Annotated in this window: 12 protein-coding genes; 2 read left to right on the plus strand and 10 right to left on the minus strand. The window is 66.5% G+C overall.

The features are described 5' to 3' along the window. Positions 1 to 28: 28 nt before the first annotated feature. From ABD301_RS07420 to ABD301_RS07445, 6 genes are all read right to left on the minus strand, one after another. A complete protein-coding gene (locus tag ABD301_RS07420) occupies positions 29 to 1,693 on the minus strand; it encodes an NAD(P)/FAD-dependent oxidoreductase (RefSeq protein ID WP_344308368.1) in 1,665 nt (554 codons plus the stop codon). A gap of 40 nt (positions 1,694 to 1,733) precedes the next feature. After that, entirely contained in the window at positions 1,734 to 2,579 is an 846-nt protein-coding gene (locus ABD301_RS07425; RefSeq protein ID WP_344308370.1) for a CPBP family intramembrane glutamic endopeptidase, read from the minus strand. A gap of 75 nt (positions 2,580 to 2,654) precedes the next feature. Further along, positions 2,655 to 3,824: a cytochrome P450 gene (locus ABD301_RS07430; RefSeq protein WP_344308372.1), complete on the minus strand. Its 1,170-nt coding sequence runs from the start codon at positions 3,822 to 3,824 to the stop codon at positions 2,655 to 2,657. Positions 3,825 to 3,848: 24 nt separating this feature from the next. Continuing rightward, the gene (locus tag ABD301_RS07435) at positions 3,849 to 4,559 is read right to left on the minus strand and encodes a TetR family transcriptional regulator (protein WP_344308374.1); all 711 of its coding nucleotides are present in this window, start codon (positions 4,557 to 4,559) and stop codon (positions 3,849 to 3,851) included. 1,358 nt (positions 4,560 to 5,917) lie between these two features. Next, complete coding sequence (locus ABD301_RS07440) at positions 5,918 to 6,937, minus strand: phosphatidylinositol-specific phospholipase C domain-containing protein (protein ID WP_344308376.1); 1,020 nt, start codon at positions 6,935 to 6,937, stop codon at positions 5,918 to 5,920. Positions 6,938 to 7,346: 409 nt separating this feature from the next. Then, the gene (locus ABD301_RS07445; RefSeq protein WP_163566640.1) at positions 7,347 to 7,622 is read right to left on the minus strand and encodes a hypothetical protein; all 276 of its coding nucleotides are present in this window, start codon (positions 7,620 to 7,622) and stop codon (positions 7,347 to 7,349) included. A gap of 353 nt (positions 7,623 to 7,975) precedes the next feature. On the opposite strand from ABD301_RS07445, the gene ABD301_RS07450 reads away from it, so the two are divergent. Beyond that, the gene (locus ABD301_RS07450) at positions 7,976 to 10,759 is read left to right on the plus strand and encodes an AfsR/SARP family transcriptional regulator (RefSeq protein ID WP_344308379.1); all 2,784 of its coding nucleotides are present in this window, start codon (positions 7,976 to 7,978) and stop codon (positions 10,757 to 10,759) included. 474 nt (positions 10,760 to 11,233) lie between these two features. Continuing rightward, positions 11,234 to 12,493, plus strand: a complete 1,260-nt coding sequence (locus tag ABD301_RS07455; RefSeq protein ID WP_344308381.1) for a DUF222 domain-containing protein — start codon at positions 11,234 to 11,236, stop codon at positions 12,491 to 12,493. A gap of 83 nt (positions 12,494 to 12,576) precedes the next feature. On the opposite strand, the gene ABD301_RS07460 is transcribed toward ABD301_RS07455, so the two are convergent. The 4 genes from ABD301_RS07460 to ABD301_RS07475 all read right to left on the minus strand — a co-directional run bounded on the left by ABD301_RS07460 (position 12,577) and on the right by ABD301_RS07475 (position 19,115). Beyond that, complete coding sequence (locus ABD301_RS07460; protein ID WP_344308383.1) at positions 12,577 to 13,287, minus strand: hypothetical protein; 711 nt, start codon at positions 13,285 to 13,287, stop codon at positions 12,577 to 12,579. A 28-nt stretch (positions 13,288 to 13,315) separates the two neighbouring features. After that, the gene (locus tag ABD301_RS07465; protein ID WP_163566634.1) at positions 13,316 to 13,759 is read right to left on the minus strand and encodes a hypothetical protein; all 444 of its coding nucleotides are present in this window, start codon (positions 13,757 to 13,759) and stop codon (positions 13,316 to 13,318) included. Between the two features lie 140 nt (positions 13,760 to 13,899). Beyond that, complete coding sequence (locus ABD301_RS07470) at positions 13,900 to 15,243, minus strand: M1 family metallopeptidase (protein WP_425551900.1); 1,344 nt, start codon at positions 15,241 to 15,243, stop codon at positions 13,900 to 13,902. After that, complete coding sequence (locus ABD301_RS07475; protein WP_344308387.1) at positions 15,240 to 19,115, minus strand: Pls/PosA family non-ribosomal peptide synthetase; 3,876 nt, start codon at positions 19,113 to 19,115, stop codon at positions 15,240 to 15,242. Before ABD301_RS07475 ends, ABD301_RS07470 begins: the two co-directional genes overlap by 4 nt. Positions 19,116 to 19,201 lie beyond the last annotated feature (86 nt).

Here is a 19,201-nt window from a genome sequence, read left to right on the forward strand (position 1 = left end):
TCCACCTCGAGAATACGTCGCACCGGGATCAACGCCCGTCGACCAGATACTGATGCACAAGAGTGACCGCCATCGCACCCTCGCCGACGGCGGACGCGACCCGCTTGACCGACTGCGCCCGAACATCCCCGGCCACGAACACGCCCGGCAGCGAAGACTCCAAGTAGAACGGATCGCGGTCCATCGGCCAGCCGACCGGCCGCTTGCCCTCGACCAGCAGGTCCGGACCGGTCAGCACGAAGCCGTGCGAGTCGCGGACGAGCGCGTCGCCGATCCAGTCCGTACGCGGCGCCGCGCCGATAAAGACGAACACGTGGTCCGCGGCCACCCGCTCGGTGGTATCGGTATTCGCGTCCCGGAGGGTCAGCTCTTCGAGGTGATCGGTGCCGTGTGCTTCCTCGACTGAGGTCCGCAGTCGTACGTGCACGTTGTCGATGGCCTTCAGCTGCTGGATCAGGTAGTGGGACATGGACGCTTCCAGCGACTTGCCCCTGACCAGCAGGTTCACGGTTTTCGCGTACTTTGAGAAGAAGACCGCCGCCTGCCCAGCCGAGTTGGCGCCGCCGACGATGTAGACGTCCTCGCCGCGGGTGTCGGCCGCCTCGGTCGTCGCGGATCCGTAGTAGACCCCGCGGCCGGTCAGGTTCTCGGCGCCAGGAGCGTCTAGTGCTCTATAGGACACCCCGGTGGCGAGTACGACGGCGTGCGCGGCGATTTCGGTGCCGTCCCCGAACCGTACGACCCGGGCCGACCCGCGTTCCTCCAAGGCGACGACATCGCGCGCGGTCAACACCTCGGCGCCGAACTTCTGCGCCTGCCTGCGGGCCCGATCGGTGAGCTGAGCACCGGAAACACCATCCGGGAAGCCCAGGTAGTTCTCGATTCGGGAGCTTTGTCCGGCCTGGCCGCCGGTCGCCTGCCGCTCGACCAGGACCGTACGCAGACCTTCGGACGCGCCATAGACAGAGGCGCCGAGGCCGGCCGGGCCGCCGCCGATCACGACCAGGTCGTAGAACGCCGACGCGGGCTGCGTCGACAGGCCGACGGCCTCGGCGATCTCGGCGCCGGTCGGATTGCGCAACGACCGGCCGTCCGCGGTGATCACCACCGGGATGTCGACCGGGTCGGCGCCGCACGCCTCCAGCAGCCGGCAACCCTCCGCGTCATCCACCGAATACCACTTGTAGGGCACCGAGTTGCGGGCCAGGAACTCGCGGACCTCGTACGACGGCGCCGACCAACGGTGCCCGACCACCTTGGTCTCCTCGACCGCCCGGTCGCCGGTGGCCCGCCAGAGCTCGACCAGCGCGTCGACCACCGGATAGAGCTTCTCCTCCGGTGGCTCCCACGGCTTGAGCAGGTAGTGGTCGACGTCGACCACGTTGATCGCCTGGATGGCCGCGTCGGTGTCCGCGTACGCGGTCAGCAGCGCGCGGCGGGCCCGTGGGAAGAGGTCCATCGCCTGTTCCAGGAAGGCGATGCCGTCCATCTGCGGCATCCGGTAGTCAGCGAGGATCGCCGCCACCGCGTCCCCGCGCAGCTTGATCTCACGCAGGGCCTCCAGCGCGTCCGCGCCAGAGTCAGCGCGCATCACGCGGTAGTCAGATCCGTACTTTCGGCGCAAATCGCGAGCCACCGCCCGGGATACGGCCGGGTCGTCGTCAACAGTCATCAGAATGGGCTTACTGCTCATGCGAACAATCCTCGCAGGTTCGTTGCCCTGGTGGTTCCGCTTATCGCTGAGTCGTCAGGGACAGCGCCAGCACCACTCCTATGTCACCACAGACGTGGATGAGCAGGTTCCAGCCAAATCCGCGCGTACGCACCATCGCGAGGGCGCAGATCAGGCCGAACGCAGTGGTAAAAAGCACGCCGGTCCAGCCACCAGGGTTGCCGGTCAGGTGCGCGAGCCCGAAGACCACCGAGGTCAGCGCCACCGCGCCGGCCACTCCCATCGCGTCGGTCAGCGCGCGGATCGCGGTGTGTCGGTAGAGGAACTCCTCGGCGGCCGCGTTCAGCACGGTGCCCAGCAGGATCACCGGCACCCACGGCACCACCGTTTCGTATCCGTGCGTGCCGACCAGGAACAACGCCAGCACCACCACGATCACCGCCGGCCCGACCACCGGCCACCGCAGCGGCCCGACCGCCCGGGCGTTCAGGTTGCCGATTCGCAGGTTCAGCTCGTCCCGCGTCCACCCGCGTTTGTACGCCACCACCGCCGCCGGCACCACTGACCCGAACTTCGTCGCGTTGACCACCAGGAACGCCAGCGGTACGGGTGCGGTGGCCAGCCAGTCCGCGACCGCCGGGATGGCGGTGACGACCGTGCCGAACCAGCCGAAGACCGACAGCGACGCGAAGATCGCCAACGCCCCGGCGGCCGGCGCCAGCCGCGGATTTCCTTGCGCTATCGAATAAAGCAGCAGCAAGAGAGCCGTGGTGGCGAGGCCGGCGAGAAAGCCCGCGTACGGCGACCAGGCGGACGCCACCTCGTACGGCAGCCCGCCCGCCAACCCGATCCCGGCCACCCAGGCCACCACCTGCGGCCCGCTACGTCTTGCCGTCTGCGCATCCACCCGAAAAGGTTCGCATCCGCGGGTATGCGGTCTCGTCCTGCGTCGGACCGAGCCTGCGCTACATCTTTCGGACGCCTATCTCCTGACCTCCAGGGGCAGCACCTTCACGCCGTACATGCCGGGTGACTCCCGATAGACGACCGCCGCCGGGTCCGCGATCTCGATGTCGGAGAAGCGGTTCAGCAACGCGGCCAGCGCGACCCGGGCCTCCAGCCGGGCCAGCGGAGCGCCCAGGCAGAAGTGAATGCCGTGCCCGAAACCGGACTGCCGGTTGGGATCGCGGTGCGGATCGAAGCGTTCGGGGTCGGGGAACTGCCGCTCGTCGTGGTTCGCGGACAGCAACCACGGCGCGACCATCTTGTTGGCCGGGATCGGCGTACCAGCCAGCTCGGTGTCCACCGCGGTGATCCGTGCGCTGAAAAGGAAGGGTGAGCGTACGCGCAGGATTTCCTCGACCGCGGACGGCAAAAGCGTGGGATTCGCGCGTACGTCCGCGGCGGCTTCGGGATTGTCGTGGAAACAGAGCATCGCGTTCCCGAGCAACATCGTGGTGGTGATGTGACCGGCCACCAGCAACAACCGGGAGAAGTTGGTGATCTCCCCGTCGTCGAGCCCCTCACCGTCGATCTCGGCCTCCACCAGCTTGCTCAACAGATCGTCGCGACCCTGCTTGCGGCGGGCGACGATGTGTTCCAGCAAATACGCGTCCAGGTCTCGGACCTTTTCCTTCGCCTCTTCCACAAACTTCGGATCGTTGAAATCCATGTTCTGGCTGGTGAGCAGGTCATCCGCCCATTTCCGGAAAAGCCCGCGATCACTCGCCGGAACGCCCAGCATCTCGGCGATCACGATCACCGGCAGCGGATAGGCGAGGCTTTCCACCAGATCGACGCCCGTGCCGTCGATGTCGTCCAGCAGTTCGTTGGTCACCTCGGCGATCCGCGGCTCCAGCGAGGCGACCATTTTCGGGGTGAAAGCAGAACTCACCAACTGGCGGAGTTTGCGGTGCACCGGCGGGTCGACCGCCAGCAGGTTGCCCTTCGCGCCTTCGGCGATCTGCGGCATGATCCGGGTGAAGTCGTTGGAGAAAACCGCCGGATCCGTGGTGACCTTTTGCACGTCGTCGTACCGAAAGACGTGATACATGCCGTACTGGTCGACGCTGACCGGCTCGTTGTCCCGCATCTCGCGTAGCCAGGCGAGCATTTCCCGGCCGCCGTCGGCCACCGAGGGTGGTTGGTGCATGGCGAGCTCCTTCTGTTCTTCGAACTAGGAAACCTGGGATTTCGCGAGGACTTCAAACATCTGGTCCTCCATTTGCTGGAAAACCTCCAGCGCCGCGCCTTGCAGCCGCGGCAGCCGGCGACGGTCCGGCTTGCGGGCCGGCGCGATCGCGCGGTCGACCGCATCGGCCAACATCTTCGCTCGTGCTGGCAGCGAAAGATTGGTCACCAACGGCGACGGATCCTGGATGAAGTAGAAACCCAGGCTGCTCGCGTCGATGAGGTAGAAAAGCTCTTCCGTCGTCAGGTCCGTACGAATGAAACCGTTGTCACGCAACAGTTCCAGGTATCGGCCGTACGACGCGGACGCGGACGCGATTTGCGCCGGCCGTGAGCTGGTCGGGTCGATCAGATCCCCCAGCATGTCAGTGTTGCCGGTGAACATGGCCCGGGAGATCGGACGCTCCATCACCAGCAGGAACATCGCCGCGGTCATCGGCCCCGGCAGCACACAGTCGACGTCCTCGCGCATCCGAGCGAGCAGCGCGCGCGCCAACTCCAGACCCTCGCGCATGAAGGCGCTGTAGAAGACATCCGGTTTTGTCTTCCAGTGCAGGTAGACAGTGCCCTTGCCGACACCCGCCTCGCGGGCGATGTCCTCGACGGTGATCTTGCGATATCCCCAGCGCAGCAACAACTCCGCGGCCGCGTCCAGGATCCGTACGGCCCGCTCGTCCAGCACCGCCAGCTCGGCCATCCATCCTCCACCTTGACTCATGACCAGATACGAAATCCAGTCACGAGTCAGAATAGCTCTCACCAACCCGGCCAGCAACCAGTCCCGCAGGGGGAAGGTCGCAAGGGCGAAGGTCAGGCGCCGAAGGTCAACGGCAAGGGCAAAGGTCAGGGGCGAAGGTCAAGGTCGAGGGCGAAGGTCAAGGTCAAAAGCGGCGGTTGCCTCCGGGGAGGGTGGATCCCGGGTTGGCTTGTTTGGCTGGGTGGCGTGGCGTTTGGGTGCGGGGTTGCGGTGGTCCGTTCTCCCCGTCGGCGCCCAAGGGCAGCACATTTCCTGGCCCGGCGGCGGAGCTTGGGTGGGTGGTTGCGTTTGGGTCGCCGCCGCCGGGCCAGGAAATGTGCAGGGCTACGCCCGCCGACGGGGAGACCGGACACCTCGCGCTGCTGGTGATGACGTTGCTTAGTTCTGTGCCCTGTTTGTCGCGTTTCCCGAGTCGTTTCCCGGGTATCGCTCGCCGAGTGCGGGACTTTTGTGCACCGCTCGACGTCGAGTGCGGGCTTTTGTACCGCACTCGACCCCTCGCCTGTGACAGCTGGGACTGATGGGGTCCCTGTGACTCCTGCGACCCGCTCGTCCCACTCTTTGGGACGATAGTTGTTGATCTTGGTTAGTTGGTCTACTCAAACCGGACATCGGTCTGAAATGTCTGGGTTGGGTAGGCAAACTAACCAAGATCAACAACGGACGTCGCGGAAGGTAGCCGAATCCGGGAAGTGTGGTAGCGCAGAGTAGCGAGGTCGGTGGAGGGCCGGGGTCGCGTGAGGGTCGGCGAAAGTGGGTGGGGCGCGCGAGGCGTCGATGGAGTGGGGTGAGGGGATGTGCTTTTTCGCGAGTGTGGGCTGCTTGTTCTCCCCGTCGGCGGGCACAGCCCTACCACTTTTCCGGGGCGGCGGCGGCAAACCTCAAGCGACCACCCACCCAAGCTCCGCCGCCGCCCCGGAAAAGTGGTAACCCCCAGGCGCCGACGGGAAGAACAAGCAGCCCAACCACCCACCCAACGCACCACCCGCACCCAAACCCGTTCTCCCTGGAGGCGCCGCCCGCAGGGCAGACCTTGACCTTCGCCCTTGACCTTCGCCCTTGACCTTCGCCCTTGACCTTCGCCCTTGACCTTCGCCCTTGACCTTCGCCCTTGACCTTCGCCCTTGACCTTCGCCCTTGACCTTCGCCCTTGACCCAGACCTCCGACCTTGAGACACCGGCCGTTGACCTTGAGGTCCCTGACCTCCGCCGGCAAGCCGACACAACGAAAACGCCGTACGGATTTCCATCCCAACCCCGCCAGCCGGATGCGCCGCGGCAGGAACTGCCGCCATAACTCAGCCTCGCGGGAGTACCAACGGGAGGACGGTGTTCAGGCTGACCCAGTCGGATGTGACGACCGACGCGTGCTGATGGGCCAGGTCGGTGACCCGCTGGGTGGCCTGGTCGACAGTTGGGTTGCGATCATCGATGGCCGGCGCGACATTCTGCGCGTCCGTCATCACCACGAAGTAGTGGTTGGTGTCGTACCACGACGGTCCGGTGTCATTGACCCAACCGCTCGCATCGCCATCGAAGAAGACAAACCACGGCCGCAGCGCCGCCGCGTACTTGTCCCGCGGATCGCCGCCCACCGCGCCGTGCTCGGTCGGGAAGACCTGGCCGTCGCCGAGATGGCCGGAGCTCTGCAGCGACTGCAGATACTGCGCCTCCTCGACATCGGTGTGCAGTGTGTCGGTCGGGTTGCCCTCCTCGACCGTGCCCGGGATGGCCTCCACGAAAACCTTGCCGGCCATCGAGGCCCGAGTCGGCCAGTTGTTCGCCTTCGCCGCGTCATCAAGGGTGGCGTAACCGCCGAGAAGATCCACCGGCCGGAACACGTGACCGGCCAGGTGTCCCCGGAAACTCGCGTCCAACTGGGCCGGTCCGAGACCGTTGTTCGCGGAGAAGCCAGTCTTCATCTCCAGTTTGATCGTGATCGGGCCCTTGCCCGGATGTGCGTCCAGCCACACCCGGATGTCGTCGAGGCAGGACTCCAGGTCCTTGTTCGCCCCACCGGTGTAGAGATCCGCCGCCGTACTGGCGTTGACGCAGTTGTTTTTGTTGCTGGTCAGGCTGTCGTGGCTCACTTTCCACTCATGGGTGAAAACATCCGGCCACACGTCCAGCTCGATCAGCGACGATCCGGCATCCAACGCCTGCGCCAGAAACGCGTACTGGCCGGGGTCGTACGTGTTGTGCACACCCACCACTGTCGTTTCGGAGATCTTCGGGGAATCCGCCTGTACGGCCGGACTGACCGCAACCAGCGAAGCGGCGGCCAAAGCCACCGCCGCCACCGCAGAGGAAAGTCGCATGAGTGACCCCTTCGCCGAGCATCGGGAGAGTAACGACGCATAACACTGTGCCAAGGAGATTGCGTCCCCGTGAAGTGCACATGGCGAAGTGGACTAAAGCGGACGTCCAGATGGGTGGCCTTTTCAGATACTTGAACTAAGTGGCCAACGTGACCTGGCAGGCGTGCCTCACCGGCATCCCACCCGCGGCGGCGGTTCGTCGACCGCGGCACAATGTCCCGCACTCGACGCCGACTGCGGGACATTGTGCGGCACTCGACGCCGAGCGTCACTGCGCCGGAGAAGGCAAGGCCGCCAAAGAAACTGACTGCCGGACACTCGGCATCACGGTGCCGTGTATAGATTCAGTCTGCCGCATGACCATCACAAAACCGATTTTGGCCATGGCCAACAGAACATCGCCAGGTGATCAGTTGTCGATCAATGCCCAAAGCTGGTACAGGCCGTTGCCGACACTGTCGCACCGGGTTGCGCGAGCACCGTTGTCCTCGTACCAGTTGGCGTTCTCTTCGCAGGTGAGCGCGTCGGTGGGTGGGCCTTCCGCATGCCAGCCGTTCGACGCGGGCGCGGCGACCACTGACGGTAGGGACGATGCCGCCTGAGCCGCGACCGGCGCCGCGGCAAGGACACCGGCCACGGCGAAAGCACAACCGGCGGTGACGATGAGTTTGCTTTTGAGGTTCACAAGACTTCCCTCGGAGTAGGAGTGGGCACAATCCCGCGATGCAATAAAATGGGATGGCCTGTCGAACGTAATCGACGAGACTGACTGATCGACCTCAGATCGATGTCATCGATCAGTCAAATGGGATGAGGAGTCCAGGTCGCCGCGTAGGCGAATACCTCGGCACGACACTCTGGTGAGATTTTTGCCAAATTTCACCAGAACGCATCGCCGCGCATCCACCTGGAATTAGCACTCTTGTCCGCCAATAGCTTTTGATCGTAAGCATGGCGATTTCGGATCAGCTGGAGGCCGTACGGCCCGATAGTTGATCGCACGCCCTGGCAGACTGGGCAATACGAGAGAGGGTTTGCGTGGAAATCGATTTCGCAGTGCTGGGACCGTGGCAGGTCAAGTCGACGGATGGCGAGCTGACAGTGCCTGTGGGGCATCTGCGAACGCTGCTCGCACTGATCCTGCTGGCCGGTGGCGAACCGGTGCCGATCGCGACCCTTGCCGAGCATCTCTGGGGTGACCGGCAGCCGGCCAAGGCGCGCTCGGCGCTGACCACGTACGTGGCGCGGCTGCGCCAGGTGCTGGGCCCGGACACGATCCTGACCTGCCTCGGGATCGGCTATCGGCTGGGGGTCCCGGCGGCGCGGGTCGACCTGCATCGCTTCCGCGAGCTGGTCCAGGATTCGCGGCAGACCGCTTCGGCCGAAGGTGAGCTGAGCATGTTGCTGGAGGCGCTGAACCTGTGGCGTGGCCAGCCGTTCACCGGCATCGACTCGCCGTGGCTGGACCACGACGTGGTGCCGGCGTTGGCCGAGGAGTGGCTCACCGCGACCGAGCGGCGAATCGACCTGGAACTGGCGCGCGGACCGTCCAGCGCCCTGATCACCGAGCTGCGCAAGCTCACCCAGACGTACCCGCTCCGCGAGTCTCTGTGGTGCCGGCTGATCCTGGTACTGCACGCCGCCGGCCGCCGGGCCGACGCGCTCACCACGTACCAGCAGATCAGGGCGGCGCTGAGCGAGGAGATCGGCCTCGACCCGTGCGAGGAACTGCAACGCGCCCACCTGTTCGTGCTGCGGGACAACGGGTCCGCCGAGACCACGGCGGCTGGCGAGCTCCCTACCGGGCCACACCAGCTGCCGTACGACAACGCCAAGTTCAGCGGCCGGGACCGCGAGCTGGCAGCGTTGGACGAGCTGCTCACCGACGGCCAGTCAGCCAGTCACCCGACCACCATCGTGGCCATCGACGGCGCCCCCGGCACCGGCAAAACCACGCTGGCGGTGCACTGGGCGTACCGCGTGAAAGACCGGTACCCGGACGTGCAGGTGTACCTGAACCTGCGCGGCTACTCGACCGCCGACCCGGTTCAGCCGGCGGCGGCGTTGGAAATCGTGCTCCGGGCGCTCGGGGTGGCCACCGAAAGGATCCCGGCCGACCTCGACGAGCGCTCGGCCCTGCTGCGCAGCAGCCTCGCCGGCCGCCGGGCGCTAGTGCTGCTGGACAACGCCCGCGACGCGGCCCAGGTCCGGCCACTGATCCCCAGTGCCGGCAGCCTGGTAGTGGTCACCAGCCGCAACCAGTTGCGCGCGCTGTCGATCCGGGACGGCGCACACCGGGTCACGCTGGAGCGCCTTGGCACGCCGGAGGCGGTCGCCCTGTTGGGCACCATCGTCGGGCCGGAGCGGGTGGACGCCGAGCCGGCGGCGGCCGCGGAGCTGACCCGGCTATGTGATGGTCTGCCGCTGGCCCTGGCAGTGGTCGCCGAGCGGGTGCAACGCGCCGACTCGATCGGTGCGGTGGCTGACGCGCTGGCCGACGAGAAGGAGCGGCTGGACGCCCTCGGCGCGGGTTCCGAAGGAGACCCGCACACGGACCTGCGGGCCGCGCTCGCGTGGTCGTACCAGGCGCTGGACCCGGTAGCCGCCGGGATGTTCCGGCGACTGGGCCTGCATCCACCGAACGAGTTCGGCGCCGAGGTCGCCGCCGCGCTGGCCGACCTGCCGGTGCGGCAGGCCAAGGAGGCGCTGGACCGGCTGGTCGCCGCGCACATGGTCGAACAGCGCCGCCCGGACCGGTACGAGCTGCACGACCTGATCCGGCTGTACGCCGCCGACCAGGCACGCCAGCACGACAGCTTCACCGAGCTGCACAGCGCCGTCGGCCGGGTCTGCGACTGGTATCTGCATGCCACGGTGGCCGCCGACCGGATGCTGACCCCGCACCGGCGGCGCGCCTTCGTCGAGCCGTACGAGCCGACGATGCCGGTGCCCGAATTCGGCGACCAGAGTGCGGCGATGGCCTGGTTCGAGCGGGAGTACGACACGCTGTGCTCGGTCTCCCGATGGGCGGCGGCCCGCGGCTGGGCCTCCCACGCATGGCGGATCGCTATCTCGATGGTCACCTTCCTGGACCGCCGGATCCCGTGGCGGGAGGGCATTGAGCTCCTGGAGGCGGCGCTGCATGCGGCCCGCTCGGTGGAGGACCGAGTCGGCGCCGGCTACACCCTCAACTCGCTCGGCTGCATCCACCTCGACCAGGGCGGCTGGGAGCAGGCACGGGCCTGTTACGAGAAGTCCGTCGAGTGCTTCCGGGAGGTCTTCAACGTGCCGGGAGAGGCGATGGCGTTGGGGAACCTGGGGCTCACCTGCTCGCATCTGGGCGAGTACGAGCAAGGTCAGCGGATCGGTCTCGTCGCACTCGAGCTCAGCAGGAAGTCAGGCTACCGCCGTGGTGTCGCGCAGAATCTGGACAACCTCGGGGTGGCCTGCGCCGGAGCCGGCGACCATCAAGGAACCCTGGAGTACCACCGCCGCGCCGACGTGATCTTCCAGGAATTCGGCGAGCGGGACGCCACCGCGTCCAGCCTGTACAACCTGGGTCTCGCCTACGCCGCGAGCGGCCAGTACACCCAGGCCATCCGGTGCTTCCGTCGGACCCTCGGACTCTTTCGGGCCCTCGACAGCAAGCGCTGGGAGGCCCTTGCGTTGCTCGAGATCGCCCGCACCCTGGGCGCCGCCCGCCATCCGCAACTGGCGGCGCGCTTCCTGGCTGATGCCCAGGTGCTGATGGCCGAGCTGGGCGATCATCCGCGCGCCTTCGAGCTGCAAGCCACCCTGCGAAAGAAGCTGCAGGTCCCTTGAACCAGGCCGTGTCGTAGTGGACAACAAACGCCATGGAGGAGGCGATGGTTTCTTCGACGCCCAGCCTTGGCGACGGGCGTGACGGGTGCGAATCCGGTGGCGCGCGAGGGTCGCAAGAACCACATTCTGCTACCGTTTCGCGGTTCGAGCGCGGTGGCGTCGCCCCGTTTCATACGCCCAGCCACCACCTACGCACCAACGGCTCGCCAGATCCCGTACTGTGGGCCGGGCGATCCATAATACGAGAAATCCAGCACATCCTCGCCACGTGGGCCGGCGCATGTCATACCTGCCACCAAATCCTACGAAGCAGAACAAAATACTACCAGTGCCCGAACAAGCAACGTTGGGTATCGAGCCAGAGCGCGCGTCTTGAATAGGAGTTATCAACAAGGACATTCCGCTGGCCTATTTCTTATCCACAGAAACAAAATCGGCGACCAGACTGTCGGTGGCAGCCGGTAAAATCGGGTCATGAGCAGAAAACGAAGGCGACCGGAATTCACCGACCCAAACAAACAGCCATGGCGCACCATGCCACCCAGCTGGGTTCCTCTGCAAATGCTGGAGGAACTCGACCGGTACGGCCGAGCCGACGCGGACACCGCGCTGGCCGCGATCGAAACCTTGGATAAGGTGATTTCGTATACGCAGGCGATGCAGATGCGGTTCATGGACCGCTTCACCAACGCCCGCCCCGCCGTCGGCGCACCATTCTCCAAATACGCGGCCGGTGAAATCGCCGCCTCGCTCACGTGGAGCGTGTCAGCGGCTCAGAAGCGGTTGAATTTGGCGTACCAACTGGTCCATGAGCTGCCGGGCACCATGGCGGGAATGTCTCACGGTGACCTCGACTTGCGTAAAGCGTTCACGTTCGCGGACCAGGTCAGCCACCTCTCACCCGAAGACGCCCGCAAAGTCGAAGAAAAGGTCCTACCCGGCGCCGACTCCAAGACCCCTCGATCGATCCGAGACCGGGCCCGCCGGGAGGTCATCAAAATCGACCCCGCCGCCGCCGAAGCCCGCCGCAAGAAACTGGTCTCCGAGAGGCGAGTAGAAAAACAACCCTGCGAAGACGGGATGGCTCTGCTGGGCGCGTTCCTGCCCGCCGAATCAGCGGAGGCGATCTACCGTCTTATCGACGCGATCGCTCGCAAGCTTAAAGCCAAAGACGAGTCCCGCACCATGGACGCGCTCCGCGCCGACGCTCTTACCGACCTTTGTCTGGGTGTGCCGAGCAACGTACGCACCAAAATCGAACTCCGCGTCGACGCCAGCACCCTCATGGGATTGGACGACAACCCAGCCATCCTGAGTGGCTACGGCCCCATGACCGCGCAACGCGCACGCGAACTCGCCGGCGACGAAAACAGCGAATGGTACCGAATCCTCACCGACCCCGTCAGCGGTGTCGTGATCGACCACGGCCGTACGCGCTACCGCCCCACCAAGGCGCTACGGGACCTGGTGAACGCCCGCGACCAGCGATGCTGCGGACCCGCCTGCAACAGGCCAGCGGCGACCTGCGAGTTCGACCACACCATCCCTTTCCGCGATCCGGAAGGGAAGACCGCGTACGACAGCGCCGGACCAGCCTGCAAATTCCACAACGACATCAAAGAACACGGCTGGACCGTCACCCAACCCACACCAGGACGATTCCTGTGGACCAGCCCCACCGGACGAACGTACGACGTCACACCCAACGACGAATACCCACCACCACCGTTCTAACGGCACCAACTCTCCAACGAACCCCAGGTTGTCAGCAGGTTTCGGTATCGGCGCATCGCAGCTCCCCGGGCCGACGTCTGTCGTCACATGATCGAGTTGCCGTAGCCGCCACAGATTTCGGCTCGTTCTCGGGGATCCGACCCGCTGAGAGCATCCACGATCCCCTGCGCCTGGTCCATCACCGGTTCATCGGAAACGGGCAGCCGGAGGCGGAACTGCCGGTGTTCCATCGCTCGCTCGAAAATCCGGTAGAACTCGGTGACTGTCTCGGCTGGCGGCGAGGTGAACACCAGCTCGATCTCCGCCCGGCTGGACGGCCGGCTCTGCAGGAAATCGACGCTGCTGTTCCACTCCCCCAACACATCCGGGTCGTCGCCCAGCGCCTGTCGAACCAAGCGCGCGATCGTACGACCGGGCCACTCCCAGCCACGCTCGCCGTTGGCCCGGGCCAGCTCGGCGCCGTACTGCTCGGCGTCGAAGCGGAACGGCCCGATCTCGACGCCGACCGCGTCCGGGTTCCGCCAGCCATCCCAGACCACGTCGTCGCCATCGCGTTTGACACTGACGTAAATCGCGCCGCAGCAGCCCTCCGTGCAGTCCGCCTCGGCCAGCTGCACCTCGCGCGAGAGCCGCTCGGGCGCCAGCGGCCCGAGCAGCTCGTCCGGGTCACCGTTCGGCCCCGCCTCGAAAACGTCGGCGACCACGTCGCGCCCGTCCACCAGCACCCGCAGCTCGACACCGGTCCAACGGGACTCCGGCGGTGTACGCACCTGAAGGGTCAGCCGGTTGTGCATATCTCCAGGCTACCCAAGGGGCAGGACACTAGTACCACTTCGTGCACGTGATGTCGTGATCGTCCGGACCGGACGTACCACAGGCCCTCGCCACCACGCCGTTGTCGTTGAACCAGCCGGTTTGCGCGACATTGCTGGGCGAGATGATGCTGGCCTTGCCCAGCATCCCGGTGTAGTTCGAGGGACTGCCACGGTCGAGCCAGATCTCCGGCGCCTCTCCGTGCTCGTACACGCCGGTGACCCGACCCATCACACATTTGGTCGAAGGGCTGTAAAACAGGTAGACGTTGGCGACATCGTCATTGACCGTCGAATACACCGGCTTGTAGTCGACCTGCTGCGCGTCGCCGGGCGAGCCGCAGCCGGGGTCACCAGCCGGGGCGGCCTGCGCCGCGATGCCGGTGCTGAGCAGGCAGGTGGTGCCGAGCAGGGCCGCCACTACGGCCGTACGAACGCGGGGCGTTGCCTTCATACCTTGGTCCTCCACAGGTACGCGGGGAATTTCACCCGAGTGGGCACGCAGATTTTCACCCGGCAAATCATGACTGACAAGACTTCTTACCGAAAAGCCAGGAATTCATGACAAAAGGCTGACAACTCAGCTTACTTTCGTCACCTAGCTGGGAAGAGGGGCAGCGGTTTGGTCCACAGCCAGGCGGCGAAGAGGTCGGTCAGTGACTCGCCCGCATGCGCCTCGGTGAAGGTGGTGAACTGTTCGGTGGTGACTGGGCTGTGCCGGCGCATGGTGGCCCAGTCGCGTACGAGTGGGAAAAACCGGTCGTCGCCGAGCCGCTGGCGCAGCGCGTGCAGGGTCAGGCCCCCGCGTTTGTACAGCTGCGGATCGAACATCCGGTCAACGCCCGGGTCCGCGACCAGAATGTCGTTCGGGCCGGCCGAAAGCCGGTCGTACCATTCACCGGCATGAGCCGCCGCGGACCGGCCGCCGGTCGCCTCGGACCAGAGCCACTCCGCGTAGGTGGCAAAGCCCTCGTTCAGCCAGATCTGCCGCCAGTCGGCCACCGTCAGACTGTTGCCGAACCACTGGTGCGCCAGCTCGTGAACTGCCAGTCGTTCGTACGTCCGCCGCCCATCCACGTGATTGGCGCCAAAAATCGACATCCCCTGCGCCTCTATCGGGTCGTCCAGGGCGTCGTCGGTAACAACCACCACGTACTCCCCGAACGGGTACGGCCCGAAATACCCCTCCAGCGTCTTCATGATCTGTTCCTGTCGGCCAAAATCCCGACCGAAAGGCTTGCGCAGCCGGGCCGGCACAGCGGCCCGCTGGCGCACCGGCGAGGTCGCGAGCGACACCTCGTCGTACTGTCCAATTTGGACACTCATGAGGTAGGACGGAGTCGGCTCCGGTCGCTCGTACGTCCACGTGGTGGTGCTCGCGCGGCGCCGCCGCGACACCAGGTTTCCCGTTACCTGCACCGAATACGGCGAGTCCGTCGTCACCGCGATCCGATAGCTGGCCCGGTCACTGGGGTGGTCGTTGCACGGAAACCACGACGGCGCGCCAATGGGCTGGCTGGCCACCAAAGATCCGTTGGTGAGTTCGTCCCAGCCGATGTCCCCCCATCGGCCAGGCACCGGTGCGGGATTGCCGGCGTACCGAATGTCGACCTGGAAACGGGTGTTGACCGGCACCGGGCGAGCCGGCCGGATGTGCAGTTTTTCCCCGGTACGAGTGAATTTCGCGGCCCGGCCGTCGACCGCGACGCGGTCCAGCCGGAACCCGGACAGGTCCAGGCTCAGGCGCGAGAGCGGCTGCGTCGACACCGCGGTCAGGCTGGCCTGACCAGCCAGCCGATTCGGCCCGACCCGATAGTCCAGGTCGAGCGCGTAATGCTCCACCTGGTAACCGCCGTTACCGTGCTCGGGAAGATAGGGATCGGTCGAGTGGTCAGCGCCAGGGGTCGGAACCGCGGGCCGTGGGGATTTCGGACTCACCCGCGACCCGACGACCAGATCGAGATCGGGTTGCCCAGCCACGCCGAGTCGGCCGGCACCGCGTCACCGCGGGTCACCAACGAGCCCGGACCCACCGTCGTACGAGCACCGATGCGCGCCCCCGGCAGCACGATGCCGTGCGGTCCGAGCGTCGCGCCCTCGTCCAGCGTGACCTGGTCCATGCGCATGATCCGATCATGGAAGAGGTGCGTCTGCACAACACACCCCCGGTTGATCGTGGTGCCGTCACCGAGCCGGACCAGATCGGACTCCGGCAGCCAGTACGTCTCCAGCCAGGTGCCACGGCCGATCTTGGCGCCCATCGTACGCAGCCAAGCCGGCAGCAGCGGCGTACCACCGAGCGCGCCAACCAGCCAGGGCACCGCCACGACCTCGACAAACGTGTCAGCCAGCTCGTTGCGCCAGACGAAAGAGCTCCACAGTGGACGCTCGGTGGCCTGGAATTTCCCGACCAGCAACCACTTCATCGCGGTCGTCAGCACGGAACCAACAACGCCGGCCGCCAGCAGAACGACGCCGCTGAGCACGGCCGCGACGCCGAAACCGGCCACCTTGGACAGTGCCAACAGAGCCGCCAGGGTGAGCACCGCGAGCGCGGTCGAGCACATCACCGGCACGATCCGGCACAGCTCCACCGCGGCGCGGGCGAGCTTCAACCGGCGGCGCGGCCGGAAAGTGCGGCTGCCATCGGTCTTGTCGACCGAGCGGCGCAACGGGATCGGTGGCATGCCGAGCCAGGACGAACCCTTCTTCGCGTTGGCCGGCGTCGACGACAGCACGCCGACCAGACCTTTCTTGGGCACCGCGCGACCGGCGGCGGTCATTCCGGAGTTACCAAGGAATGCCTGCTTGCCAATCCGGGCCGGCGCCACGTGCAGATAGCCGTGGCCGAGTTCGTACGTGGCAACCATCGTGTCATCGGCCAAAAACGCGCCGTCCGCGACCTTGGTCATCTTCGGCACGGCCAAAACCGTGGACGCCTCGACGCCACGACCGACCTTCGCGCCCAGCAGCCGCAGCCAGACCGGCGTGAAAAGGCTGGCGTAGAGCGGGAAAAGCCCCACCCGAGCGAGGTCCATCAGCCGCTCGGTCGCCCACACCTGCCAGGCCCGCCGCCCATGGACGGGGTGATACCCGGCGACCAGACCGATGCTCAGTCCGCGTACGCCGATCAACACGATCAGCGCGTACGCAACAAAATAAGCGACCGTGGCAGCTGGCACCGCAGCCAGCGCCCAGCCCAGCGCACTCGTCACAGTGGTCGTTCCCGAGACCGACCAACCCAAAATCGCCAGTGCGGGCACCGCGGCGACCACCGGCACGAGGCCGAGCAGCAGCGAGGTCACGCCGTACATTCCGGCCCAGAAACGCGACCGCTCGCTGGTCGCGGTCGGCCACTTCATCCCGCTGCCACCGGTCGTACGACCGGCCGGCGAGCCGGCCCAGCGCTGTCCGGCCGGCACCGCGCCGCGAACCGTCGAGCCAGCGCCGACCTCGGCACCCTTGCCGATCCGTACGCCCGGGAGCAAGGTGCTGCGACCGCCGATGCGGGCCCCGGCGCCGATCCGGATTTTGCCGATATGAACGCGATCCCCGTCGACCCAGTAACCGGACAAGTCGACCTCGGGTTCGACCGCGGCACCGCGACCGAGCTTGAGCAGGCCGGTCACCGGCGGCGGCGAATGCAGATCGACATCCTTGCCGACCTTCGCGCCAAGCGCCTTCGCGTAATGCGTCATCCACGAAGCACCAGCGACATTGGTGACACCGCTCAGATCCACCAGCTTCTCGGCCGTCCACAGTCGCAAGTGGACGGAGCCGCCACGCGGGTACGTGCCGGGACGTACACCCCGGAGCAACAGCCGGGCCGTCCCAGCGGCGACCAGTATGCGTCCAGGCGGGCTGAAAAGCAGCAGCCAGCCGAACGCGATCCACCACCAGGAAACCGACGGCGCCCAGACCACCGGCAACACGTTGCTGATCGCGGCGGCCACCACCGCCCACCGCAACCCGACCAGGGTCATCAGCGGAATCATCAGCAGTGACTGCAAAATGCCGGTCCGGAGCGGGGTCGGCGCGACATCGCGACGAGCCTCATGTGCGCTGTCGTCGGCGTCCAACACCCGAGCGAGCGCGCCCAGCTTCGGATTCTGGTAAATGTCGACGATCGCGACCTGCGGGTGCCGTTCGCGAATCCGCGCGACCAGCTGCGCGGCCGTCAGACTTCCGCCGCCGTTGGAGAAAAAGTCGGCGTTCGGCGTACTCACCGCAATGCCGAGAATGTCCGCCCAGCTGGCCGCCAGCCAGACCTCGGTGGGTGTCAGGTCGGCGGCCGAAGTGTCCACATGGGACAGTGGCCACGGCAGCGCGGCCCGGTCGACCTTGCCGGACGTACGCGTCGGCAGGTCGTCGACAACCGCGAGCAACGGCACCAAAGCGGCCGGCAAATGCTCGCGAAGCCGCTTGGCGGCCGCGTCCTGATCGAAGGACTTCCCCAGCGGGACGACATACCCGACCAGAATTTGGTTGCCGGCAGGCGTTTTCTGCACCGCGCAAGCGGCGCCGGCGACATCGGGCAGCGACTGCAGAGCCGCGTCGACCTCGCCCAGCTCGATCCGCCGGCCGCCGAGCTTGACCTGTTCGTCAGCGCGGCCAACGAAAAGCAGGCCGTCGGGCTCGGCTCGTACCACATCGCCACTGCGATATGCCCGCTGCCAGCCCAAAGCGCGTTGCGGCGCGAACTTCTCGGCGTCCTTGGCCTCGTCCAGATAGCGGGCCAGCCCGGCGCCGCCAATCACCAGCTCGCCGGTCTCCCCCATCGCCACCGGCTCGCCGTCGTTGCCGACCACGGCGAGCTGCCAGCCAGCCAGCGGCAGGCCGATCCGGACCGGACCGTCGCCGGTCAGCTGGGCGGCGCACGCGACCACGGTCGCCTCGGTCGGTCCGTACGTGTTCCAGACCTCGCGGCCCTCGACGACGACCCGTTCGGCCAGCTCAGGCGGGCACGCCTCGCCGCCGAAAATCAGCAGCCGGACCTCGTCCAGCGCGTCCGTCGGCCACAGCGCGGCGAGCGTGGGCACCGTCGACACGATGGTGATGCCCTGAGCGACCAGCCACGGACCAAGGTCGACGCCGGTGCGTACGAGCGAGCGCGGCGCCGGCACCAGGCACGCGCCATAACGCCAGGCCAACCACATTTCCTCGCAGGACGCGTCGAACGCGACCGACAGGCCGGCCAGCACCCGGTCGTCCGGGCCGATCGGCTCGTCGGTCAGGAACAGCCGCGCCTCGGCATCCACGAACGCCGCCGCGGCCCGGTGGCTGACCGCCACACCCTTGGGTTTGCCAGTCGAACCGGACGTGAAAATGATCCAGGCGTCGTCGCGTACGGTCGGTTCGGCGGCGCCGCCCAGCGGCGCGCCCACGATCTCCATCGCGCCGTTGTCGCCCAGCACCGCACACACGCCGGCCTCGGTGAACACCAGCTCGGCGCGCTCGTCGGGGTCGTCCGCGTCGACCGGCACATAGGCCGCGCCGGCCGCGATGACGGCGAGAATCGCCACGTACAACTCGGCGCGGCCGGACGAGATCCGAACGCCGACCCGCTCGCCGGTGCCGATACCGGCGGCGGCGAGGCTCGCGCGTACGACCTCGACCTCGTCGGCGAGCTGTCGGTAGGTCAGGACGGTCTTGCCGTCGTCGATGGCGTCCACAGTCGGGTGCCGTGCGACCGTTTCGCGGAAAATGTCGAGGAGTGTCCGGGCCGGCGCGGCCGCCCCGGACTCGAAGAGCGCGCGCTGACGAGGCGCCTCGGCCCGAACAGGGACGGTCGCGGTGAGGACGGCGGTCACCGGGCTGGAACGGCCTTCATGCGGCGCACAACGGCAACACTGCCGCGTACGTCATCGGACACGACCAGGCAAAAGCCCATCTCACA

This window comes from Fodinicola feengrottensis (genome assembly GCF_039530045.1).
Lineage (GTDB): Bacteria > Actinomycetota > Actinomycetes > Mycobacteriales > HKI-0501 > Fodinicola > Fodinicola feengrottensis.

Excerpts from the sequence above, each read along its gene's own strand:
- ABD301_RS07420 (WP_344308368.1), bottom strand. The coding sequence starts at position 1,693 with ATGAGCAGTAAGCCCATTCTGATGACTGTTGACGACGACCCGGCCGTA.
- ABD301_RS07430 (WP_344308372.1), bottom strand. The coding sequence starts at position 3,824 with ATGCACCAACCACCCTCGGTGGCCGACGGCGGCCGGGAAATGCTCGCC.
- ABD301_RS07435 (WP_344308374.1), bottom strand. The coding sequence starts at position 4,559 with ATGGCCGAGCTGGCGGTGCTGGACGAGCGGGCCGTACGGATCCTGGAC.
- ABD301_RS07440 (WP_344308376.1), bottom strand. The coding sequence starts at position 6,937 with ATGCGACTTTCCTCTGCGGTGGCGGCGGTGGCTTTGGCCGCCGCTTCG.
- ABD301_RS07455 (WP_344308381.1), top strand. The coding sequence starts at position 11,234 with ATGAGCAGAAAACGAAGGCGACCGGAATTCACCGACCCAAACAAACAG.
- ABD301_RS07460 (WP_344308383.1), bottom strand. The coding sequence starts at position 13,287 with ATGCACAACCGGCTGACCCTTCAGGTGCGTACACCGCCGGAGTCCCGT.
- ABD301_RS07465 (WP_163566634.1), bottom strand. The coding sequence starts at position 13,759 with ATGAAGGCAACGCCCCGCGTTCGTACGGCCGTAGTGGCGGCCCTGCTC.